This is a genomic window from Mycobacterium montefiorense, from assembly GCF_003112775.1.
In the GTDB taxonomy this organism is placed as follows: Bacteria; Actinomycetota; Actinomycetes; order Mycobacteriales; family Mycobacteriaceae; genus Mycobacterium; species Mycobacterium montefiorense.
The window spans coordinates 360,841-383,811 of record NZ_BFCH01000036.1 but is presented as its reverse complement, the minus strand read 5'-3'; the positions used below and the strand labels follow the sequence as shown (position 1 = coordinate 383,811).

Below are 22,971 nucleotides of genomic sequence, written 5' to 3'. Positions count from 1 at the left end.
CTGGCGAAGGCCTAGCTTGCGGGCGCCCCATGGCGGCCGGCGCCGGCGGCGAACCGCCCCGCCCCTGCACTGGCCTCCACGGCAACTTTGGCGATGCTCGCGAATTCTTGGTCGATGGCCTCCGGCTCCGGCAACCCCCACTGATGTAGCGCCGAAAGCCGATCCGCGCGCAGACACTGCTGGGGCAGGGCGGTCAATTCAGCGGCCAACTCCTCAGCCGCCTGTCGCGCTTGGCCTTTGGGGACAACGCGATTGGCGAGTCCGATCGCGAGTGCTTCATCGGCGTCGACACTGCGGCCGGTGAGGATCATGTCCATCGCCCGGCTCTGCCCGATCAGGCGTGGCAGCCGCACGGTGCCGCCATCGATCAGCGGCACCCCCCATCGCCGGCAGTACACACCGAACACGGCATCCTGCTCGGCCACCCGCAGATCGCACCAGATGGCCAGCTCCAGACCCCCAGCGACGGCGTAGCCGCTCACCGCGGCAATCACGGGCTTGGACAACACCATTCGCGACGGGCCCATCGGGCCGGGACCGGTCCGATGCACGATATTGGCGTCCGGCGTAGCGAACGCCTTCAAATCGGCTCCGGCGCAGAAGGTTCCGCCCGCGCCCCACAACACGGCCACCGACGCGGAATCGTCACGGTCGAATTCCTCGAACGCTGCGTACAGCGCGGTGGCGGTCGGACCGTTGACGGCGTTGCGCGCGCCCGGCCTATTGATGATCACCGTGGTCACCGGGCCCTTACGTTCCACCCGCACCGGATCACTCATGTAGCCTCCAAGAGTTGAGTTGCATCGCGCCGATCCAGCAGCTCGGTCGCGAAGTCGTGGTAGGCGCTGCGCAGCCGCGCACCCGGCCAATCATCGGGCAGCAGTTCGGCAGGCAGCATCGGGTCAGTGAGCAGGTGTCGCACTATCCCCGCTGCCACCATGAATCGGCCGGGAACATCTGGGGTATCGGCCATTTCGTCAACCAACTGCTGACCGGCACTCGCCCACGCGGGCAGATCCCACAGCTCGGCGGCCAGCTGCCCGGGTGCGTCGTCGCGCGCGTTGAGCACCCGCACCCGATCGGCAACACCGGGTTCCAAGTCGAGGTCGAGGTTGTCGGGCCGCATCCACACACCTTCGCGCAGTTCACCGAAGCGCTTGCGGTACATACTGGCTCGCTGCGCTGCCCGGGTGCGAGCATCGGCGCCGACGCTGGTGACGATCACCACGTGCCAGTGCCCGCGCCAGGCCCGGGTTTGCGGTCGCATGGCTTCGTCCTGGCGGCTCTGGCGGGCCAGCAGTCGATCGGAGAGACGGTAGCCGTCGGCGGAGCGGATCAGGTCACCGGCGCCGACCATCCGGGTCAGCGCTACCCGCAACGTCGACGCCTTGATTCCGAAATCAGCCGTCAGCCTGATCAATTCGCTCGCCGTTGCCCAGGCAGGGTGAGCGCCGAGCAGCACACTCAATACCACCGATCGGGCCGTCATGTTCGGCATGGCTACACCCCGGAGGCGCGGCGGCCGTAGTCGCCGAATGGCTCGTCGCGATGCCGTACCGCTTCGCGGAAGCCGTGCTCGACCGAATCGGCAACGAAGTCGTGCCCCTCTTGGGTATGCCGCGCAACACCGTCGAACACCGTGCTCACCATCCGGCTGGTGGCCACACCCTGTTGCAGCAGAGCCGAATTCAGCGCGAGTTTGATCATGATCAGCTGGTTGACCGGGACGGCCGCAATGCGTTCCACCAGTCGCTCAGTACGCTCGTCGAGGTCTTTGGGATCCGGCGCCTCGACCGCCAAGCCCCATTCGGCGGCCTGCGCGCCAGTGATGGAATCACCGGTGAACAGTAGACGTTTGGCCCGCTGGTCACCGAGCCGGTGTGCCCACAGGCCCGCCGCCGGAACACCCCACACCCGCGTGGGCGGATAACCGATTTTGGCGTCGGCGGCGGCGATCACCTGGTCGGCGTGCAGCGCGATGTCGGTGCCGCCGGCCACGCAATAGCCGTGGATCTTCACCACCGTTGGCTTGTCCGCGTGCATCAGACTGGAGAAGCCACGCACGAAGCGGCTCATCATCTGGTAGTCGATCATCGGGTCCCACGGGCGATCCGGCATGTGATTGACGCCCTGGGTCCTACCGTCCAGCACGGTGCCCGCATACGCACCCTTTAGACCCGCGTCGCCCGCAGAGCCGGTGCGGTCGGCGTAGGCGGACAAGTCGAAGCCCGCGCAAAAGCCTTCCCCGCGACCGGATACCAGAATGACGTGCACGTTGGGGTCCAGATCCGCTCGCTCCACCAATGCCGACAGCTCCAACGGGGTGTCCGCGACAATCGCGTTGCCCTTCTCCGGCCGGTTGAACGTGATCCGCGCAACCCGGTCGGTGACCTCGTAGGTCATCGTCTTCAGATTGCCGAAATCGACCGGCCTGATCGCATGAGTCATGTTGCGACTCAGCCCTTTACCAGGACGCGCTCCAGAATGGGCACCAAATCCAGCCCCGTCGGCATGGTGCCGAATGCGCCGCCCCACTGGCCACCCAGCCTGGTGGCCAGGAATGCCTCGGCGACGGCGGGATGACCGTGACGCACCAGCAGCGAGCCCTGCAGGGCCAGGCAGATGTCCTCGGCGACCTTGCGGGCGCGATAGGCGATGGTGTCCAGATCGGTCAGGTCTTGCCGCAACCGCTCGATGTGGCTCCCCAGGCGTGGATCCTGGCCAGCGCTCTCGGCCAGTTCGGCGAAGAGTACCTCGACACATTCCGGGCGAGTTGCCATGGCGCGCAGGGTATCCAGCGCGCTGACGTTGCCGGATCCTTCCCAGATGCCCATCAGTGGCGCTTCCCGGTACAGGCGCGGCATCCCGGACTCTTCGACGAAGCCGTTGCCGCCCAGGCATTCCAGCGCTTCGGCGGCATGCGGGGTGGAACGCTTGCATACCCAGTACTTGCTTGCCGCCAAGCCGATTCTGCGCAGCAGCGTCTCCTTCTCGTCTCCGCGCAACGCACTGTCGGTGGCACCGGCCATCCGCATCGCGACGATCGTCGCGGCCTCGGCCTCGACGGCCAGGTCGGCGAGCACATTGCGCATCAGCGACTGGTCGATCAGATAGGCGCCGAAGGCTTTCCGGTGCTGGGCGTGGTGGATCGCACGGGTCAGACCGGTACGCATGCTGGTGGCACTGCCCAGCGTGCAATCCAGTCGGGTGAGGTTGACCATCTCGATGATGGTCGGTACACCACGGCCCTCTTCCCCCACCAACCACGCTGTGGCACCGTCGTATTCGACCTCGCTGGACGCGTTGGCATGGTTGCCGAGCTTGTCCTTGAGGCGCTGCAAGAACATCCGATTACGTGTGCCGTCGGGCAGGACCCTGGGCAGCATGAAGCACGACAGCCCGCCCGGTGCCTGCGCCAGCACCAAGAAGATGTCGCACATCGGCGCCGAGGTGAACCATTTGTGGCCGATCAGGCTGTAAGTGCCGTCGCCGTTCGGGGTCGCCTGCGTGGTGCCGGCACGCACGTCGGAGCCGCCCTGCTTCTCGGTCATCGACATGCCCGCGGTGATACCGGCCTTGGTGGTGGCCAGCTTGAGTTCCGGGTCGTACTCGCGACCGGTCAGCAGCGGTTCGTAGACCGCCGCCAGCTCGGGGTTGTAGCGCAGTGCCGGGACGACGGCGTAGGTCATCGAGATCGGACAGACGTGGCCCGGCTCCACGTTCCAGGCCGACATCTTGGCCGCCCGCACCACATGGGCGCCCGGGCGTTCGTCGGCCCACGGCGCGGCATGCAGGCCGTGCGCGATGGCCGCGCGCATCAGCTGGTGGTAAGCCGGGTCGTACTCGACCTCGTCGACACGGTGCCCGGTGCGGTCGTGGGTGTGCAGGACGGGCAGATTGCGGTCGGCAAGCTCACCCCAGCGCTGGGCTTCGTGGCTGGCCGACAGCGCGCCGACCGCGTTCACCTCGTCCAGCCCCCACTGGCCGCCCTCGCGAATCAGCGCCTCGACAAGCATGGGTGCTGTCGCGGGGTTGTAGTTCTCCAGCTGTGGAACCTGGTTGGTGACGACGTGCGTGTCTGACATGCCACCCATATTACATTTTTCCAACAACCGCACAAGAGGTGTAATACTGGCCCGGCGCGCCTTGGCTCAGCCGGTGGTGTTCTCGCGCAGGAACGCGATGTCGTCCTTGCGGCCCTCGTCGGAGGTTTCACAGATCACCGGAGCGTCCGCGGCTTTGACGGCCGCGACCAGCAAGTCGGGATCGATCTGTCCGGTGCCCAAATTGGCGTGGCGGTCCCGGCCGGAGCCGGCCTCGTCCTTGGAGTCGTTGCAGTGCACCAGATCGATCTGGCCGGTGATCGCCTTGATCCGATCGACGGCATTGATCAGGGCCTCACCGGCCGCCCAGGTGTGGCAAGTGTCGAGACAGAAGCCAATTCCGTTGTCGCCGATGACATCCCACAGTCTGGCGATGGTATCGAAATGGCGGGCCATCGCATGGTCCCCGCCCGCGGTGTTTTCCAGGTACACCGGCACGGCGGATTCCAGCTGATCGAGCGCCTTGCGCCAGCGCGCAAAACCCTCATCGAGATCGTTGTCGTCGGCGACATGGCCACCGTGCACGATGACCGCCGCCGCGCCGATGTCGGCGGCCGCGTCGCAGGTCTGCTGCAGGATCTTGCGCGACGGAATCCGTACCCGATTGTTCGCCGACGCGACATTGATCAGGTAGGGCGCATGCACGTATATCGGCAACGCCGCGGCCTTCAAGACGGCGGCGTCCTCGCGCGGCTTGGGCGCCTTCCAACTCTGCGGGTTGCCAAGGAAAATCTGTACTACGTCAGCGCCCTCGGCCTCCGCTGCGCCCAGCGGATCTTGCGGACTGACGTGTGAACCAATGAGCACCCTGGCCAGTCTAGTAAGGGGTTCCGACGGCCCGCGGTGGCGTCGCGCACATCACCGGACGATCGGCAAATCGAACAGCTTCTCCAACGTGGTACGGAAAGTTTTGCAATCGTTAAAGCGCTCAAATGACTTGCCCGTGTCGATCGTTGCGGGTATCGGACGCGTAGCCAAATTCGTTGCGCACGAACCTCACTCCTAGGCAGCCGGACACGCAAATCAACTCATCGGAGACAAGCAGCCCGTCGTATTCATCGCAGACCTCTTGCACTTGTTCGAAATAGCTCAGCGGCGGCGGAGAGGTCTGTCATTCATTCTCACTAATTCCATTACAGTTCAACGCATTTGGAGTAAATGACGCCGGGTTGAGAGCAAGCCGGACAGCGTCGCAGTCTGGTCGGCTAACTTGCCGCATCCGGTGTGCAGTCGCTCCGGTTTCGGTCACCACGCCGCTGAACTACGGAATCCGTTGTTGAATGTCAATTTCAATAGTGAAAACGTCGTTATCATTGACCAGAAGTGCGATATACATCGCATTTCCTTTTGATAGTCAGCTATCTTGGCCTCATGACAGCAACCGTGTCGCTCGCCGGAAGTTGGATCAACGGCGCCTCGGAAGTCAGCTCTGGGGGTCGGCACGCGGTGATAAACCCTGCCAACCAGGAAACGGTGGCGGAATTGACCCTTGGTACGCCCGCCGACGTCGATCGCGCCATTCCCGCGGCGCGTCTCGCGCTGCGGGAATGGGCCACCGCCACCCCCGCGCAACGCTGCACCGTGCTGACCAGGCTGGCGGAGCTGACCGAGCTACACGCGCGTGAACTCGTCGATGAAGAGGTGCGCCAAACCGGTAAGCCTCTGCGATTGGCCGAGGAATTCGATGTGCCCGGCAGCGTCGACAACATCGGGTTCTTCGCCGGCGCCGCAAGACATCTGCATGGACTGGCAAGCGCGGAGTACTCTGCCGAGCACACCTCGAACATCCGCCGCGAAGCGCTCGGCGTGGTGGCTGCCATCACGCCCTGGAATTATCCGCTGCAAATGGCGGTGTGGAAGACATTGCCGGCGTTGGCAGCCGGCTGCACCGTCGTCATCAAGCCCAGCGAACTCACCCCACTCACAACACTGACGCTGGCCCGGCTCGCGACCGAATCTGGACTGCCCGACGGTGTGTTCAACGTCGTCACCGGCCTGGGCGCCGACGTCGGGACCGCGTTGGCTGCCCACCCAGGCGTGGACATGGTTACTTTCACCGGCTCGACGGCGGTGGGCCGCAATGTGATGGCGGCTGCGGCCGTCCACGGTCACCGTACCCAGCTTGAGCTCGGCGGCAAGGCGCCATTCGTGGTGTTCGACGACGCCGACATCGATGCCGCCGTGCACGGCGCGGTGGCTGGCGCGTTGATCAACTCGGGCCAGGACTGCACCGCGGCCACCCGCGCGATCGTGGCCCGTGACCTCTACGACGACTTCATCTGCGGAGTGGCCGAGGTGATGTCGAAGGTAGTGGTGGGCGATCCCACCGATCCCGATACCGACTTAGGGCCCCTGATTTCACTCGCCCATCGCCGCAGGGTGGCGGACATCGTTGCCAGAGCGCCCGCTGAGGGAGCCCGCATCGTCGTCGGCGGCAAATCGCCAGATTCGGTCGGCGCGTTCTACCCACCGACGCTGCTCGCCGACGTCGACGAACGCTCGCAAGCCTATCGCGACGAGATATTCGGCCCGGTGCTCACAGTGCGACCGCACGACGGCGACGATGACGCGCTGCGGCAGGCCAACGACACCGACTATGGCCTGGCGGCCTCTGCATGGACCCGCGACATCTACCGGGCGCAGCGGGCTTCGCGCGAGATCAAGGCCGGCTGCGTCTGGATCAACGACCACATCCCGATCATCAGCGAGATGCCACACGGCGGCCTCGGGGCGTCCGGCTTTGGCAAGGACATGTCCGACTATTCGCTCGAGGAGTACCTGACCATCAAACACGTGATGAGCGACATCACCGGAGTGGCCGAAAAACCTTGGCATCGAACAGTTTTTGCGATCCGCAACTGACGTCCCGGTCGTCCTACGACCGCTCTTCGATGCACCCAGCTTCTGCGGCACACGCCGATTCCGTCCAATATCTCCGAGCTGACCAGGAAGGTCTAGATAGCGCATGACCAAGTTGGAAGTGCAGCACAAATCGTCATCTGCCACGATTCCGCAATCGGGCAGTTCACCGATGCGAATCTTGTTAGTAGGCGCCGGGGGCGTAGGCGCCGCGTTCTGCTCGATAGCGTCGCGCCGCAACTTCTTTCAGCACGTCGTGGTCTGTGATTACAACGAAGCAAAAGCGAATCAAATCACCCAAGCGTTGGCCGATAGCCGATTTACTGCAGATCGCCTGGACGCTGGATCCGCGGACGCGGTGGCCGCCGCGGCACGGCAACACCGAATCACCCACGTAGTGAACGCGGTCGACCCGCGATTCGTGATGCCGATCTTCGATGGGGCGCTGGCCGCCGGAGCCGACTATCTGGACATGGCGATGAGCTTGTCCCAGCGCCACCCCGAAGAGCCCTATCGGCTGGCGGGAATCAAGCTCGGCGACCAGCAGTTCTCCGCCGCCGAGCAATGGCGGGCGGCTGATCGGCTTGCGCTGCTCGGCATGGGGGTCGAGCCGGGGCTTTCCGACGTATTTGCCCGGTATGCCGCCGATCACCTGTTCACCGAAATCGACGAGCTTGGCACCCGTGACGGCGCCAATCTCACCGTGGATGGATACGACTTCGCGCCGTCGTTTTCGATCTGGACCACCATCGAGGAGTGCCTCAACCCGCCGGTTATCTGGGAGCACGACCGCGGCTGGTTCGTCACTGAACCCTTCAGCGAGCCAGAGGTTTTCGACTTCCCAGACGGCATCGGCCCGGTGGAATGCGTCAACGTGGAGCACGAGGAAGTGCTGTTGATGCCGCGCTGGGTCAAAGCTAAGCGGGTCACCTTCAAATACGGTCTGGGCTCTGAGTTCATCGACGTGCTCAAGACGCTCCACAAGCTCGGGCTGGACCGCACGGGGAAGGTCGCGGTCGGTGGCGCGCAAGTCAGCCCGCGCGACGTGGTCGCGGGATGCCTGCCCGATCCGGCGACCCTGGGACCGAAGATGCACGGAAAGACATGTGCAGGTTTGTGGGTGACCGGAACCGGCAAGGACGGCAACCCGCGGTCGACCTACCTGTATCACGTCGTCGATAACCAATGGTCGATGGACGAGTATGGGCACCAGTGTGTGGTCTGGCAGACGGCGATCAATCCGGTTGTGGCGCTTGAGCTGTTGGCCAGCGGGACCTGGCGCGGTTCGGGGGTGCTCGGCCCGGAGGCGTTCGACTCGGTGCCCTTCTTAGAGCTACTCGGCGCCTACGGGTCGCCGTGGGGCTTACAAGAGTTGCCCATCCGAAGTTGAGTTACATCTGTGGCCTTGTGGTCACGGTGCAGAACCGATTCGGTTGGCGAGCAAGCAGACTCACCGCACAACCGCACGCTTTGCAGGACCAAGCGATCAGCAGGAGGTTGGATGAGCAAGGGCGAAGCCACGAGCATTCCCGTGAATAGCAAGGGCCTCAAAGGCGGCGTGGTCGGGTTGCTCTCCAGCATCGTCATCGGCACGGCCTCCACCGCACCGGCTTACAGCTTGGCGGCGACGTTGGGGCTCATCGTCGCTCACCGCGGCGCGTTGCTTTGCGGTGTGAAGGCCCCGGCGATCGTACTGCTCTCGTTCATCCCTATGTATCTGATCGCCGTCGCGTACCAGGAGCTGAACAAAGCCGAACCCGACTGCGGGACGACATTCACGTGGGCATCGCGCGCATTCGGGCCGATCACCGGATGGCTCGGGGGCTGGGGCATCATCGCTGCCGACGTGATCGTGATGGCTAACCTGGCGCAAATCGCCGGCACGTACTCGTTCACGTTCGTCGCAGATCTCGGCTGGCATTCGGCTGCCGGCCTGGCCAGCAGTACAGTGTGGACCACGCTCGCGGGCGTGATCTGGATCGCAGCGATGACCTACATTTGTTACCGCGGCATCGAAGTGTCGGCCCGGCTTCAGTACATACTGCTATCCGTCGAAATCGTTGTGTTGGTAGCCATCTCAGCTATCGCGCTGATTAGGGTTTACACCAACAACGCCCCGCCGGGCTCGCTACGGCCGTCGCTGTCCTGGTTCTGGCCCGGCGGTCTGGACTTCAGCACGTCCATCGCCCCGGCGTTGCTCATCACAATTTTCATCTACTGGGGCTTTGACACCGCGGTGGCGTGCAACGAAGAGTCCGACGATCCCGGCCACACCCCCGGGCGCGCGGCCGTACTCTCGACCTTCCTGCTGCTGGCGACCTACGCCTTGGTGACGGTGTCGACCATCGCGTTCGCCGGCATCGGCGTCGAAGGCAGCGGCTTGGGCAATCCGGATAACTCCGAGGATGTATTCTCCGCGTTCGGCCCGGCCCTGTTCGGCGACGGCTTGCTCGGCAAGATCGGGCTGCTGTTGCTCTCGGCATCGATCCTGACGTCGGCGTCGGCCTCGACACAGACGACCATCATGCCGACCGCGCGGACCACGCTGTCGATGGCAGTGTTTAAGGCGCTGCCCGACTCATTCACGAAGATGCACCCCCGATACCTCACGCCGACCGTGTCGACGATCGTGATGGGAGCGGCATCGATCCTGTTCTACGTCCTATTTACGGTGATCAGTTCGAGTTTGCTCAGCGCCCTGATCGGGTCGGTCGGATTGGTGATCGCGTTCTACTATGGGCTCACCGGCTACGCCTGCGTCCGGTACTACCGCAAGACCCTCACCAATTCACTACGCGACTTCGTGATGCGCGGAGTGCTTCCGCTGCTAGGCGGGGTCCTGCTGACAATCGTCTTCGTCTTCGGCCTGATCGAATATGCCAAGGCGGACTGGCTCGTCGACCACGATCGCAACGTCACGATCTTTGGGTTCGGCGCGGTGGCTGTGGTCGGCGTCGGCTCGATGGTGCTCGGGGTAATCCTGATGTTCACTTGGTGGGCAATATCGCCGAGCTTCTTTCACGGCCGGACGCTTCGGCGCCAGTGCGCCGAAGCATTGTCCGAACCGGCCATGACCACGGCCCCGCACTTCGCGCCGCACGTCTCCTGCGCCACCCAGACAGTGATCGCCGCGGACTTGTCCAACATGTCCAGCCTGCCGGCGGCTGAAGGTGTCGCCAACCCGTCGCAGACCGGCTAGAAGTTCGCGAAACACCCCAAGGGTCGCGTCTTGCCGCCGACGACCCGGGCGCACGAAAAAGCCCCGGGCAAAACCCGGGGCTTTTTCGATTGTTGACTTAGCGGTAGTCGCTGTAGCCGTAGTCGTCCAGCGGAACCGCAGCACCGGCGGCCTGGCCGAAGTCCGGGCTGTAGTACTGATCCTCGTAGGACGGGATCGTGTACGCCGCAGCACGGGCTTCTTCGGTCGGCTGCACCTGGATGTTGCGGTACCGGTTGATACCGGTACCGGCCGGGATCAGCTTTCCGATGATCACGTTCTCCTTCAGACCGTTGAGCCTGTCGCTGCGGCAGTTGATCGCCGCATCGGTCAGCACTCGCGTGGTCTCCTGGAACGACGCCGCACTCAGCCACGAGTCGGTCGCCAGCGACGCCTTCGTGATACCCATCAGCACCGGACGGCCGGCGGCGGGCTCGCCACCCTCGGCCACCACCCGACGGTTCTCCGACTCGAACCCGGCACGCTCGATCAGCGAACCCGGCAGGAACTCGGTCGCACCCGAGTCGATGATCGTGACGCGGCGCAGCATCTGGCGAACGATCACCTCGATGTGCTTGTCGTGGATCGACACACCCTGAGCGCGGTAGACCTCCTGGACCTCGCGGACCAGGTGGATCTGCACCTCGCGGGGGCCCTGCACGCGCAGCACCTCATGCGGGTCAGCCGAGCCTTCCATCAGCTGCTGGCCAACCTCGACGTGATCGCCGTCGGAAAGCACTCGCTCGGAACCGTCTTCGTGCTTGAACACACGCAGCCGCTGCCGCTTGGAGAGCTTGTCGTAGACGACTTCCTCGCCACCATCGTCGGGGACGATGGTGATCTTGTAGAAGCGCTCGCCGTCCTCGAGCTGAATCCGCCCGGTGACGTCGGCGATCGGCGCCTTACCGCGCGGCACCCGCGCCTCGAACAGCTCCTGCACACGAGGCAGACCGCCAGTGATGTCCTCACCGACACCACCCTGGTGGAAGGTACGCATGGTCAGCTGCGTGCCGGGCTCACCGATGGACTGCGCCGCGACGATACCGACGGCCTCGCCGATGTCCACCAGCTTGCCGGTGGCCATCGAGCGCCCGTAGCAGGTCGCGCAGACGCCGGTGCCGGTGGTGCAGGTCAGCACCGAGCGCACCTTGATCTGCGTGATGCCCGCGGACAGCAGAGCCTCGATCGACGGGTCACCCAGGTCTTCACCACGCGCGACAACCACGTTGCCGGCCTCGTCGACCGCGTCGGCGCCCAAAGTCCGTGCATACGCCGAGGTTTCGATGTACGGGTCGCGGATCAGGGTGCCGTCCGGCTGACGCTCAGCCAGCTCGACGATGATGCCACGCTCGGTCTCGCAGTCGTGCTCGCGGACGATGACGTCCTGGCTGACGTCCACCAGACGACGGGTCAGGTACCCGGAGTCGGCGGTACGCAACGCGGTGTCCGCCAAGCCCTTTCGAGCACCGTGCGTGTTGATGAAGTACTCCAGCACGGTAAGGCCCTCGCGGAACGACGACTTGACCGGACGCGGGATGAACTCACCCTTCGGGTTGGTCACCAGACCCTTCATGCCGGCCAGCGTTCGGGTCTGGGTGAAGTTACCCGTGGCGCCCGAGTCGACGATCGTGATGATCGGGTTATCGGCCGGGTAGTGCTCCCGCAGCGCCTTACCGACCTCGTCGGTGGCTTCCTTCCAGATCTCCACCAGCGCCTCGTTGCGCTCGTCGTGGTTCAAAGCACCACGCTGGAACTGCTTTTCGACCTTGTCCGCCCGGTCCTCGTAGTGGTCGAGGATCTCCTTCTTACGCGGCGGAACCAACACGTCGGCCATCGAGACCGTGACACCGCTTCGGGTCGCCCAGTAGAAACCTGCGTCCTTGAGCTTGTCGACCGTCTGCGCAACCACGATCATCGGGTAGCGCTCGGCCAGATCGTTGATGATGGCAGCCTGCACCTTCTTGTGCATCTGCTTGTTCACGAACGCATAGCCCAGCGGCAGCAGCTCGTTGAACAGCGCCCGGCCCAGGGTCGTATCGGCCATCCATGAATCACCGGGCTGCCAACCGTTCTGACCGAACAGCTCGGCTTCAATCTCGGCCGGCGGACGCAGCTGCGTCAGCCGCACCTTGATCTTTGCCCGCACCGAGAGCACACCACGGTCCGACGCCATGATCGCCTCGGCCGGCGAGGAATACACGCCCACCTCGGGTTGATCCTTGGCAGCCGGCCGGTATTCGCCCTCGGCCCCGTCCACCTCGGTGGTCAGAAAGAACAGGCCGGTGACCATGTCGAGTCGCGGCATGGCCAACGGACGGCCGGACGCGGGCGACAAGATGTTGTTGCTCGACAACATCAGGATGCGAGCCTCAGCCTGCGCCTCGGCACTCAGCGGCAGGTGCACCGCCATCTGGTCACCGTCGAAGTCGGCGTTGAAAGCCTCACAAACCAACGGGTGCAGCTGAATGGCCTTGCCCTCCACCAGCATTGGCTCGAAGGCTTGAATGCCGAGTCGGTGCAGGGTAGGCGCGCGGTTCAGCAGAACCGGGTGCTCGGCGATGACCTCTTCGAGCACGTCCCACACCTGGGGACGCTGACGCTCGACCATTCGCTTGGCGCTCTTGATGTTCTGCGCGTGGTTGAGGTCGACCAGCCGCTTCATCACAAAGGGCTTGAACAGCTCCAGCGCCATCAGCTTGGGCAGACCGCACTGGTGCAGCTTGAGCTGCGGACCGACCACGATGACCGAACGGCCCGAGTAGTCGACACGCTTTCCGAGCAGGTTCTGCCGGAACCGGCCCTGCTTACCCTTGAGCAGATCCGACAGCGACTTGAGTGGGCGGTTGCCCGGCCCGGTGACCGGACGGCCACGACGACCGTTGTCGAACAGCGCGTCGACGGACTCCTGCAGCATCCGCTTCTCGTTGTTGACGATGATCTCGGGCGCACCGAGGTCAATCAGCCTCTTGAGACGGTTGTTGCGGTTGATCACGCGGCGGTACAGGTCGTTGAGGTCGCTGGTAGCGAACCGGCCACCGTCGAGCTGCACCATCGGACGCAGCTCCGGTGGGATCACCGGCACCGCGTCGAGAACCATGCCCATCGGCGAGTTGCCCGACTGCTGGAAGGCCGCGACGACCTTCAGACGCTTCAGCGCACGAAGCTTCTTCTGTCCCTTGCCATTCCGGATGACGTCGCGCAGGATGTCGGCCTCGGCGTTGATGTCGAAGTTCTCGATCAGCTTCTGGATCGACTCCGCACCCATGGCACCGGTGAAGTACTCGCCGTAACGGTCGATGAGCTCACGGTAGAGGTTCTCGTCGACGATCAGCTGCTTGGGAGCCAGCTTGGTGAAGGTCGTCCAGATGTCCTCCAGCCGGTCCAGCTCACGCTGGGCGCGGTCGCGGAGCTGACGCATTTCACGCTCGCCGCCGTCCCGAACCTTGCGCCGCGCATCGGCTTTCGCGCCCTCGGCCTCGAGCTCGGCCAGGTCGGCCTCTAGCTTCTGCGCGCGGGCTTCCAGGTCGGCATCACGCTGGTCCTCAACACCCTTGCGCTCCACCACCATTTCGGCCTCGAGCGTCGACAGCTCGTTGTGCCGCATCTCATCGTCGACCCCGACGATGACATACGCCGCGAAGTAGATGATCTTCTCGAGGTCCTTGGGCGCCAGGTCGAGCAGGTAACCCAACCGGCTCGGCACACCCTTGAAGTACCAGATGTGCGTGACCGGCGCGGCCAGCTCGATGTGCCCCATCCGTTCCCGACGCACCTTGGCGCGAGTCACCTCGACGCCACAGCGCTCACAGATGATGCCCTTGAAGCGCACGCGCTTGTACTTGCCGCAGTAGCACTCCCAGTCGCGAGTAGGTCCGAAGATCTTCTCGCAGAACAGGCCGTCCTTCTCTGGCTTCAGCGTGCGGTAGTTGATTGTCTCCGGCTTCTTGACCTCGCCGTAAGACCATTGCCTGATGTCCTCCGCGGTGGCCAGGCCGATACGGAGTTCATCGAAGAAGTTGACGTCGAGCACGTAACTTCCTTTCCCCTTGCGGGTTTAGTAACCAGTTAGCGCCGCGGCTACGCCGCGGTCAGGCCAGATCCTCAACGGACGCAGATTCGTTGCGAGACAGGTTGATTCCCAAGTTCGCCGCGGCACGTTCGAGGTCTTCGTCCTCGCCCTCGCGCAGTTCGATCGCCGCGCCGTCCGAGGACAGCACCTCTACGTTGAGGCACAGTGACTGCAGCTCCTTGAGCAACACCTTGAACGACTCGGGGATACCCGGCTCCGGGATGTTCTCGCCCTTGACGATCGCCTCGTACACCTTGACCCGGCCGACGGTGTCGTCGGACTTGATGGTCAAGAGCTCCTGCAGCGTGTACGCCGCGCCGTAGGCCTGCATGGCCCAGCACTCCATCTCACCGAATCGCTGTCCACCGAACTGTGCCTTACCACCCAGCGGCTGCTGCGTGATCATCGAGTACGGACCCGTGGACCGTGCGTGGATCTTGTCGTCCACCAGGTGGTGCAGCTTCATGATGTACATGTAGCCAACGGTCACCGGGTACGGGAACGGTTCGCCACTGCGGCCGTCGAACAGCCTGGACTTGCCGTCTGCGTTCACCATCACGTCGCCGTCACGGTTTGGCAGCGTGCAGGACAGCAGCCCCTGCAGCTCCTCTTCCTTGGCACCGTCGAACACCGGAGTCGACACGATCTGGTCCGGCGCGGCATGCCGCAGGTCCTCCGGCAGGTTCGCCGCCCACTCGGGGGCACCCTCGATGTTCCAACCGGCCTTGGCGACCCAACCGAGGTGAGTCTCCAGGATCTGGCCGATGTTCATCCGTCGCGGCACACCGTGGGTGTTCAGGATGATGTCCACCGGAGTGCCGTCCGGCATGAACGGCATGTCCTCGACCGGCAGGATCTTGCCGATGACGCCCTTGTTGCCGTGGCGTCCGGCGAGCTTGTCACCGTCGGAGATCTTGCGCTTCTGGGCCACGTAGACGCGGACGAGTTCGTTGACACCGGCGGGCAGTTCGTCGTCGTCCTCACGCGAGAACACCCGAATGCCGATCACCTTGCCGGACTCACCGTGCGGCACCTTCAGCGAGGTGTCGCGGACCTCGCGGGCCTTCTCACCGAAGATGGCCCGCAGCAGCCGCTCTTCCGGAGTCAGCTCGGTCTCACCCTTCGGGGTGACCTTGCCGACCAGGATGTCGCCGTCCCGAACCTCGGCACCGATGCGGATGATGCCGCGCTCGTCGAGATCGGCCAGCACCTCGTCGGAGACGTTCGGGATGTCCCGGGTGATCTCCTCGGCGCCCAGCTTGGTGTCGCGGGCGTCGATCTCGTGCTCCTCGATGTGGATCGAGGTGAGCACGTCCTCCTCAACCAGGCGGTTGGAGAGGATGATCGCGTCCTCGTAGTTGTGGCCCTCCCACGGCATGATCGCCACGAGCAGGTTCTTGCCCAGAGCCAACTCACCGTTTTCGGTGCACGGACCGTCGGCGAGCACCTGGCCGGCCTCGACCCGGTCACCGGAGTCCACGATCGGCGACTGGTTGGCGCAGGTGCCGTGGTTGGACCGCGCGAACTTGCGCATCCGGTAGGTGTGCCGGGTGCCGTCGTCGGCCATCACGGTGATGTAGTCGGCGGACACCTCCTCGATGACGCCCGCCTTGTCGGCCACCACCACGTCGCCGGCGTCGATCGCGGCGCGCAGCTCCATACCGGTACCGACCAGCGGCGACTCGCTACGCACCAGCGGAACCGCCTGGCGCTGCATGTTCGCACCCATCAGGGCACGGTTGGCGTCGTCGTGCTCGAGGAACGGAATCATGGCCGTGGCCACCGACACCATCTGGCGCGGCGACACGTCCATGTAGTCCACCTCGGACGACGGCACGTACTCGACCTCGCCCGCCTTCCGGCGAACCAGAACGCGTGTCTCCTCGAACCGGCCGTTGGCGTCGATCGGCGAGTTGGCCTGCGCCACGACGTGGCGGTCCTCCTCGTCGGCGGTCAGATAGTCGATCTGATCGCTGACCACACCGTCGACCACCTTGCGGTACGGCGTCTCGATGAAGCCGAACGGGTTGACCCGCGCGTACACCGACAGCGAACCGATCAGACCGATGTTCGGACCCTCAGGGGTCTCGATCGGACACATCCGGCCGTAGTGCGACGGGTGCACGTCACGAACCTCGAGGCCCGCGCGCTCACGCGACAGACCACCTGGGCCCAGCGCCGACAGGCGGCGCTTGTGCGTCAGACCCGACAGCGGGTTGTTCTGGTCCATGAACTGGGACAGCTGGCTGGTGCCGAAGAACTCCTTGATCGCCGCCACGACGGGACGGATGTTGATCAGGGTCTGCGGCGTGATGGCCTCGACGTCCTGCGTGGTCATCCGCTCACGGACGACCCGCTCCATCCGGGACATACCGACCCGGATCTGGTTCTGGATCAGCTCACCGACGGTACGCAGACGACGGTTGCCGAAGTGGTCGATGTCGTCGGTCTCCACCGGAACCTCGCTGCCGCCGGGAACCGTCATGGTCGGCTGGCCCTCGTGCAGGCGCACCAGGTACTCGATGGTGGCGACGACGTCTTCTTCGGTCAGCGTCGACGACGTGATCGGCTTGCCGGCGTTCAGTCCGAGCTTCTTGTTGACCTTGTAGCGGCCGACGCGGGCCAGGTCGTAGCGCTTCTCCTTGAAGAACAGGTTCTCCAGTAGGGTCTGCGCGGATTCCTTGGTCGGCGGCTCGCCTGGACGCAGCTTGCGGTAGATGTCCAGCAGCGCCTCGTCGGTACCGGCGGTGTTGTCCTTCTCCAGCGTCGACATCATGATCTCGGAGAAGCCGAACCGCTCGTGGATCTGCTCGTTGGTCCAGCCCAGTGCCTTGAGCAGCACGGTTACCGGCTGGCGGCGCTTGCGGTCGATGCGCACACCGACGGTGTCGCGCTTGTCGACGTCGAACTCCAGCCACGCACCGCGACTCGGAATCACCTTGACGCTGTGCAGCAGCTTCTCGGTCGACTTGTCGATCGATTCGTCGAAGTACACACCGGGCGACCGGACCAGCTGGCTGACCACGACGCGCTCGGTGCCGTTGATGATGAAGGTGCCTTTTTCGGTCATCATCGGGAAATCACCCATGAAGACCGTCTGGCTCTTGATCTCACCGGTGTTGTTGTTGATGAACTCGGCCGTGACGAACAGCGGCGCCGCGTACGTCATGTCCTTGTCTTTGCATTCGTCCACCGGCGCCTTGACTTCGTCGAAGCGAGGGTCGGAGAACGACAGCGACATTGAGCCCGAGAAGTCCTCGATCGGCGACAACTCGTACAGCACCTCTTCGAGGCCGCCGACCGGGTTGACGTCCCCGCGGCCGGAGGCGATCTCGCGCCAACGCGGCGCACCGATCAACCACTCAAACGAGTCCGTCTGCACGTCGAGTAGCCCCGGAACCTCAAGCGGTTCGCGGAGCTTGGCGAAAGATACTCGGTCGGGTGCTCCGGGCACGGAGTTGTTAGAAGAGGAATCCGTCTTGCTCTGGCGAGAAACTGCCAAGATGCATCCTTCCAGCACCTCGTGCGACTCACGAGAACCGGGGCCACCGGACCTGTTCGCCGCGAATTGTGTCGGTTAAGCCGGCGAACGATCTACCCGAGCCTCACGCGCGCAACTAAATAGCTGAGCCGCAGAGGGGGCTCAGGCTAAGACCACGGTGTCAAGTGGCGGGTGAGGTGGGCAGGAGGTAGCCAGCGCAACGTCCAACAATAGCGCAGGCGCGCGCATTCCTCAACTACCCAGTCAGGGAGATCGGCGCTGGCCGGCATCTCGACTTTCCCGCGGGTACATGCTGCCCAACAGATTGACCTGTGCACGCCCGTTCGTCAAGAGGAAGGCGCGGCAAGTTGTGTGCAAAATCCTGTGGCTGCAGTTTCGGGCACGTAGGGCCAGACCCCACCCCGCAAGTCGGGGGCGGGTAGGACGATCAGACGGTTGCGACTAGTCGCGGAATTCGTGCGTCTGGTACTTGTGGGTGCCCTCGAGGTCGTCGAGGATCGCCGCCTGCGCCTTCTTCGGCAAGGTGTGCAACATCTCGCGCACCCGGGCCTGGCGGCGAGCCACGCCCTTGCGCTCCGGCATGCCCGGCGTCGCGACGATCTGGGGTGGCACACCCTCGATCTCCTCGGTGCCGCCGGAGTGGTGACCCGCGTCGACCATGGCTTGCTCTTCGGCCATCGTCGCCTCGTCCTTCTCCTCGGACATGCCGATCGGACCGATACGGCGGCCATTGAGGAACTGGCGCACCACCGGCTCATCGCTGGTCAGCAGGACCTCGCGCGGGCCGAACATCACCAGGTGCTTGCGGAACAGCATGCCGATGTTGTCCGGCACGGTGCGGGCGACGCTGATGTTGTGCGTCACGATCAGGATCGTGGCGTCGATCTGCGCGTTGATGTCGAGGATCAGCTGGCTCAGGTAGGCCGTACGGACCGGGTCCAGACCGGAGTCGGGCTCGTCGCAGAGAATGATCTGCGGGTCCAGCACCAGGGCGCGGGCCAGGCCGGCACGCTTGCGCATACCACCGGAGATCTCGCCGGGGAACTTTCTTTCGTCACCGCCGAGGCCGACCATCTCGAGCTTCTCCATGACGATGTCACGGATCTCGCTTTCCTTCTTCTTGGTGTGCTCGCGCAGCGGGAAGGCGGTGTTGTCGTAGAGATTCATCGAACCGAACAGCGCGCCGTCCTGGAACAGCACACCGAACAGCGTGCGGATCTCGTAGAGCTCCTTGGCCGAACACTCAATGATGTCGGTGCCGTCGATGACAATCGAGCCACGTTCCGGACGAAGGAGGCCGATCAAGGACTTCAAGAACACGGACTTGCCGGTACCCGACGGGCCCAGCAAAACGCTGACCTCCCCAGAGGGGATATCCAGGGTCACGTCTTCCCAAATCCTCGAGGATCCGAAGGACTTGGTCAGACCACTGACCTCGATAGCGACGCCCATTGGAATCCTTCCGTCGACACCTGCTGCCACCTGCCCCTTTGTGTGGCTTGAGTCACTGTAGCGCACGCCCGGGACCACGCAGCATGGTTGCACAGCACCGGAGTGAAAAATTCGCTGACCTGAGACCCGCCCTGCACGGAGGCTAGTGGTCATGGCCGTGCCGGTAAAGGGCTCAGGTGGCCGGAGCCCAGTTTCCGTGGAAACCCATAGGTATGCGCTGGGGCAGGTGAACGGTCGCAACCGACTCGAGAGTCTGTGCGTCCAGCAACAGCAATTGCCCTTCGTCACGGCCACGGTGATATCCGTAACCCATCAGGACGCCGTCGTCTTCGGCCCGCTCCTTTGTGCCGTTTGCGGGATTCGGCACAAAGGACATCTCGCCGATCAAAACGTCGGGGTCCAGGGTCGCGGCCGAGCTCGATCCAGTCGCATAGTCGTGCTTGTAGAGCGCCGAGGTCATCTCGGTTATGCCACCGGACAGGTAGCCGCCATCCATCCCAACGGCGTAGCCGAATCGGTGCCGCCCACCCAGCAGGGTCTCGTCGATGCGCGGGAACTCCTGCGGGCGATCGTCGCGGCATTCGGTACTCACTGCGCCGGTCGTCAGGTTGATGGTCCAGCGCTCCAGCACGGGTCGGCTGTCGCCGGGACCCCGCAGGTCGGCTTCGAACATCCGCGCGTAGCTGACAACGTCGAGCACCAGGACCTCTTCCTTTTTTCGGGCGCCGTCACGCATCTCCGAGTAGGCGTTGAGCGGGTGGAAGACGTAGCAGGGTTCGATATCGAACCAGCGCACGTCCGCGTTGCCGCCTTCCCGGGGCATCACCCCGATGCGCGCCGGGTAGCTGTCCTTCCAGCTGTAAGGCATCCGATGAATGGGTTGCCGATTGCTGTTCAGCGCCGTCATCAGCGGACTGGGAATCCGGACCCGACCGAGCACCGACTGCAGCACCAGGCGGGCCGGCAAACTCAGCCAGCGCGGGGCGTTGGCCGGCAGCACCTGCGCCGGGTCGAACGTCACCGGCAGGTCGTAGATCACCACGTACTTATCCGTCAGGGAGAAGTCATGCATCATCGGCGACCCGGTCACCTCGATGTCGACGGTGCGCCGCGCATGGCCGGCGGTGTCGATCACCGAGTACTGCACGGTATGCCCGCGGCCGAAGCTGTAGGACACCGCGTGCAGTTCGCCGGTGCGCGGATCCCGGTGCGGGTGAGCGGTGTAGCCGCCGAACAGGGTTCCGTCGAAGTCGCATGGGCCGACGGTGTCGAGGTCGTCGGTGAGCTGGTAGTTGGCGCCACCCCCCTCGACGAGCGCCAACGTGCGCCCCGCGTGGGTCAGCACGTTGGTGTTGGGGCCGACCGACAACATCCCGGCCCGTGCATTCAGACCCTTGGGCTCGGGCTCGCCCAGCGCGGCGGACGTGGATGGGGTGCGGACCCAGCGGTTGCGATACCAGCAGGCCTTGCCGTCGCGTAAGGCCACGCCGTGCACCATCGCGTCGCCGGTGAACCAGTGATAGGTGGCCGGGTCGACCTCCGCGGCTGGGTTGGGCCCGTTACGCAGGTAGCGCCCGTCCAGGTGCTCCGGGATCTGCCCGGTGACATGCAGGTCGGTCGCGGTTACCTCAGCGGCGACGGGCGCCAGGAAGCCCTCGAGATACGGGTTCTCGGATTTAGCGGTTTGGGTGGAAGTCATGGCTGAACTCCTATAACATTGATATTTCAGCGTTATTGAGACGGTACGCCGACGGTGAGAAGATGGCAAGGCCTCATCGGAGATGGTTGGAGAGATGGCTACGGAAATTCAGCGCGGTGTCCGCGACGAGATGCTGCACGCCGCGGTCGGCCTGCTCGACGAGCATGGGCCCGACGCATTGCAGACCCGCAAGGTGGCCGGCGCCGCGGGGACCTCGACGATGTCGGTGTACACCCACTTCGGCGGGATGCAAGCGCTGATCGCAGCGGTCGCTGACGAGGGGTTGCGGCAATTCGACGAGGCGTTGACGGTGCCGCCGTCCGACGACCCGGTCGCCGACCTGTTCATTGTCGGCGGCGCCTACCGCCGCTATGCCATTGAGCGACCGCACATGTATCGGCTGATGTTCGGCAGCACCAGTGCGCACGGAATCAACGCCCCCGCGCACAACGTCCTAACGCTGACGCTCGCCGAGATCGAGGAGCGCTATCAGAGCTTTGCGCACGTGGTGCGCGGCGTGCACCGGTGCATGCAGGCCGGGCGGATCACTGTCGGCTCAGCAGAAGACGATGCTGCCGTCGTGGCCACCGCGGCGCAGTTCTGGGCGTTGATCCACGGGTTCGTGATGCTAGAACTCGCCGGCTACTACGGCGACGACGGCTCGGCCGTCACCCCGGTGCTCGGCGCCATGACGTCAAATCTTCTTGTCGCGCTGGGAGATTCAACGGAGCATGTGGCTCGATCGCTGCAGTCCGCGATCTCGGCCTGAGCACACGAAACCCCCGAGACTAGAGCTGGCCAGCTACTAGGTTCCCGGGGGTCTGCGCGAGTTGAACTACTTGACGCTGACGGTCGCGCCGGCGGCCTCGAGCTTGCCCTTGGCCTCCTCGGCAGCTTCCTTGGCGACCTTCTCCAGCAGCGGCTTGGGCGCGCCGTCGACCAGGTCCTTGGCCTCTTTGAGGCCCAGGCCGGAGACGATCTCGCGGACAACCTTGATGACGCCGATCTTCTTGTCGCCAGCGGCTTCGAGGATGACGTCGAACTCCGACTGCTCCTCGGCGGCCTCGGCGGGCGCGCCACCGGCGGCGGCACCACCTGCAGCAGCGACGGCGACCGGAGCGGCCGCGGTGACCTCGAAGGTGTCCTCGAACTTCTTCACGAACTCCGAGAGCTCCAGCAGGGTCATTTCCTTGAAGACGTCAAGCAGGTCGTCGGTGGAGATTTTTGCCATGGTGTGGGTCCTTCCTGAACTTGGGTTTTTGGTTATTCGGCGTCGGCGGATGTCTCGGCGGGTGCCTCCGCAGCGGGTGCCGCGTCGGCCGGTGAATCGGCGGGTGCTGCGGCAGCGGGTGCTTCCGCAGCTGGTTCGGCGGCCGGGGTCGCGGCCGGCTCGGCCGTCTTCTTCTCCTGCAGGGCGGCCGCGAGGCGGGCGAACTGCGAGGCCGGCGCGTTGAACAGGCCGGCGGCCTTGGCGAGGTTGCCCTTCATGGCACCCGCCAGCTTGGCCAGCAACACCTCGCGCGATTCCAGGTCGGCGATGCGCTCGACTTCGGCCACCGTCAGCGCGTGGCCGTCCATGTAGCCACCCTTGATGACCAGCGCCTTGTTGTCTTTGGCGAAGGTCTTGATGGCCTTGGCGGCGTCGACGGGCTCGCCGCTGACGAACGCGATGGCCGTCGGGCCTGCGAACAGCTCGTCGAGACCTTCGATCCCCGCTTCTGTCGCAGCCCGCTTGATCAGCGTGTTCTTGGCCACGGTGTAGGTGGCCGAACCCGACAACGAGCGGCGCAGCTCTGCCAGGTTGGCAACCGTCAGGCCCCGGTATTCAGTGATGACGGTCGCGGTCGAGGTGCTGAACTGCTCGACAATGTCCGCAACGGCGGTGGCCTTGTCGGCTCTGGCCATGCATACCTCCTCGGTGAAAAGTCACGGTTAGACGTGTCGTCGGTGATCACCCGAGGAACGACGAACGCCCCGGCGCAGGAAGCAGCACGGGGCGTTGGGATACACCGGCACAGGTGCCGGCGGTAATGCCTCGTCCTCCTGCGTGGGCCGCCGGGATGTTCCCGG

Annotated in this window: 15 protein-coding genes; 4 read left to right on the top strand and 11 right to left on the bottom strand. The window is 64.5% G+C overall.

The annotated features are described in order from the left end of the window. Positions 1 to 11: 11 nt before the first annotated feature. The 5 genes from DB708_RS25615 to DB708_RS25595 all read right to left on the bottom strand — a co-directional run bounded on the left by DB708_RS25615 (position 12) and on the right by DB708_RS25595 (position 4,910). Positions 12 to 779 (bottom strand): crotonase/enoyl-CoA hydratase family protein, encoded by a 768-nt coding sequence (locus tag DB708_RS25615; protein WP_108926241.1) that lies wholly within the window; start codon positions 777 to 779, stop codon positions 12 to 14. Beyond that, on the bottom strand, positions 776 to 1,498 hold the full coding sequence (locus DB708_RS25610) for a PaaX family transcriptional regulator C-terminal domain-containing protein (protein WP_108926240.1): 723 nt from the start codon (positions 1,496 to 1,498) through the stop codon (positions 776 to 778). The genes DB708_RS25615 and DB708_RS25610 overlap by 4 nt, the downstream gene beginning before the upstream one ends. Positions 1,499 to 1,500: 2 nt before the next feature. After that, positions 1,501 to 2,448: a crotonase/enoyl-CoA hydratase family protein gene (locus tag DB708_RS25605; RefSeq protein WP_108926239.1), complete on the bottom strand. Its 948-nt coding sequence runs from the start codon at positions 2,446 to 2,448 to the stop codon at positions 1,501 to 1,503. Between the two features lie 8 nt (positions 2,449 to 2,456). After that, positions 2,457 to 4,085, bottom strand: coding sequence for an acyl-CoA dehydrogenase family protein (locus tag DB708_RS25600; protein WP_108926238.1), 1,629 nt, complete (start codon positions 4,083 to 4,085; stop codon positions 2,457 to 2,459). A 66-nt stretch (positions 4,086 to 4,151) separates the two neighbouring features. Beyond that, the gene (locus DB708_RS25595) at positions 4,152 to 4,910 is read right to left on the bottom strand and encodes a deoxyribonuclease IV (RefSeq protein ID WP_108926237.1); all 759 of its coding nucleotides are present in this window, start codon (positions 4,908 to 4,910) and stop codon (positions 4,152 to 4,154) included. A gap of 564 nt (positions 4,911 to 5,474) precedes the next feature. Here DB708_RS25595 and DB708_RS25585 point away from each other — a divergent pair. The 3 genes from DB708_RS25585 to DB708_RS25575 all read left to right on the top strand — a co-directional run bounded on the left by DB708_RS25585 (position 5,475) and on the right by DB708_RS25575 (position 10,161). Continuing rightward, positions 5,475 to 6,965, top strand: coding sequence for a gamma-aminobutyraldehyde dehydrogenase (locus tag DB708_RS25585; protein WP_108926236.1), 1,491 nt, complete (start codon positions 5,475 to 5,477; stop codon positions 6,963 to 6,965). Positions 6,966 to 7,134: 169 nt separating this feature from the next. Beyond that, on the top strand, positions 7,135 to 8,352 hold the full coding sequence (locus DB708_RS25580; protein ID WP_108926308.1) for a saccharopine dehydrogenase family protein: 1,218 nt from the start codon (positions 7,135 to 7,137) through the stop codon (positions 8,350 to 8,352). A gap of 111 nt (positions 8,353 to 8,463) precedes the next feature. After that, positions 8,464 to 10,161, top strand: a complete 1,698-nt coding sequence (locus tag DB708_RS25575; RefSeq protein WP_108926235.1) for an APC family permease — start codon at positions 8,464 to 8,466, stop codon at positions 10,159 to 10,161. A gap of 97 nt (positions 10,162 to 10,258) precedes the next feature. Here the strand turns inward: DB708_RS25575 and DB708_RS25570 are convergent, their stop codons facing one another. The 4 genes from DB708_RS25570 to DB708_RS25555 form a co-directional block, all read right to left on the bottom strand. Next, the gene (locus DB708_RS25570; RefSeq protein ID WP_108926234.1) at positions 10,259 to 14,209 is read right to left on the bottom strand and encodes a DNA-directed RNA polymerase subunit beta'; all 3,951 of its coding nucleotides are present in this window, start codon (positions 14,207 to 14,209) and stop codon (positions 10,259 to 10,261) included. Between the two features lie 58 nt (positions 14,210 to 14,267). Beyond that, entirely contained in the window at positions 14,268 to 17,750 is a 3,483-nt protein-coding gene (rpoB, locus tag DB708_RS25565; RefSeq protein WP_409347630.1) for a DNA-directed RNA polymerase subunit beta, read from the bottom strand. Between the two features lie 441 nt (positions 17,751 to 18,191). After that, positions 18,192 to 19,202 carry an ABC transporter ATP-binding protein gene (locus DB708_RS25560; RefSeq protein ID WP_201263619.1) on the bottom strand — a complete coding sequence of 337 codons (1,011 nt, stop codon included), beginning with the start codon at positions 19,200 to 19,202 and terminating at the stop codon, positions 18,192 to 18,194. 172 nt (positions 19,203 to 19,374) lie between these two features. Continuing rightward, positions 19,375 to 20,901 (bottom strand): carotenoid oxygenase family protein, encoded by a 1,527-nt coding sequence (locus tag DB708_RS25555; RefSeq protein WP_108926231.1) that lies wholly within the window; start codon positions 20,899 to 20,901, stop codon positions 19,375 to 19,377. A 94-nt stretch (positions 20,902 to 20,995) separates the two neighbouring features. On the opposite strand from DB708_RS25555, the gene DB708_RS25550 reads away from it, so the two are divergent. Then, complete coding sequence (locus DB708_RS25550; RefSeq protein WP_108926230.1) at positions 20,996 to 21,670, top strand: TetR/AcrR family transcriptional regulator; 675 nt, start codon at positions 20,996 to 20,998, stop codon at positions 21,668 to 21,670. Positions 21,671 to 21,736: 66 nt separating this feature from the next. Here DB708_RS25550 and rplL read toward each other — a convergent pair whose 3' ends face one another. Then, the gene (rplL, locus tag DB708_RS25545) at positions 21,737 to 22,132 is read right to left on the bottom strand and encodes a 50S ribosomal protein L7/L12 (protein WP_108926229.1); all 396 of its coding nucleotides are present in this window, start codon (positions 22,130 to 22,132) and stop codon (positions 21,737 to 21,739) included. A gap of 32 nt (positions 22,133 to 22,164) precedes the next feature. Continuing rightward, positions 22,165 to 22,806 carry a 50S ribosomal protein L10 gene (rplJ, locus tag DB708_RS25540; protein ID WP_108926228.1) on the bottom strand — a complete coding sequence of 214 codons (642 nt, stop codon included), beginning with the start codon at positions 22,804 to 22,806 and terminating at the stop codon, positions 22,165 to 22,167. Positions 22,807 to 22,971 lie beyond the last annotated feature (165 nt).

Excerpts from the sequence above, each read along its gene's own strand:
- DB708_RS25615 (WP_108926241.1), bottom strand. The coding sequence starts at position 779 with ATGAGTGATCCGGTGCGGGTGGAACGTAAGGGCCCGGTGACCACGGTG.
- DB708_RS25610 (WP_108926240.1), bottom strand. The coding sequence starts at position 1,498 with ATGCCGAACATGACGGCCCGATCGGTGGTATTGAGTGTGCTGCTCGGC.
- DB708_RS25605 (WP_108926239.1), bottom strand. The coding sequence starts at position 2,448 with ATGACTCATGCGATCAGGCCGGTCGATTTCGGCAATCTGAAGACGATG.
- DB708_RS25600 (WP_108926238.1), bottom strand. The coding sequence starts at position 4,085 with ATGTCAGACACGCACGTCGTCACCAACCAGGTTCCACAGCTGGAGAAC.
- DB708_RS25585 (WP_108926236.1), top strand. The coding sequence starts at position 5,475 with ATGACAGCAACCGTGTCGCTCGCCGGAAGTTGGATCAACGGCGCCTCG.
- DB708_RS25580 (WP_108926308.1), top strand. The coding sequence starts at position 7,135 with ATGCGAATCTTGTTAGTAGGCGCCGGGGGCGTAGGCGCCGCGTTCTGC.
- DB708_RS25575 (WP_108926235.1), top strand. The coding sequence starts at position 8,464 with ATGAGCAAGGGCGAAGCCACGAGCATTCCCGTGAATAGCAAGGGCCTC.
- DB708_RS25560 (WP_201263619.1), bottom strand. The coding sequence starts at position 19,202 with ATGGGCGTCGCTATCGAGGTCAGTGGTCTGACCAAGTCCTTCGGATCC.
- DB708_RS25555 (WP_108926231.1), bottom strand. The coding sequence starts at position 20,901 with ATGACTTCCACCCAAACCGCTAAATCCGAGAACCCGTATCTCGAGGGC.
- DB708_RS25550 (WP_108926230.1), top strand. The coding sequence starts at position 20,996 with ATGGCTACGGAAATTCAGCGCGGTGTCCGCGACGAGATGCTGCACGCC.
- rplL (WP_108926229.1), bottom strand. The coding sequence starts at position 22,132 with ATGGCAAAAATCTCCACCGACGACCTGCTTGACGTCTTCAAGGAAATG.
- rplJ (WP_108926228.1), bottom strand. The coding sequence starts at position 22,806 with ATGGCCAGAGCCGACAAGGCCACCGCCGTTGCGGACATTGTCGAGCAG.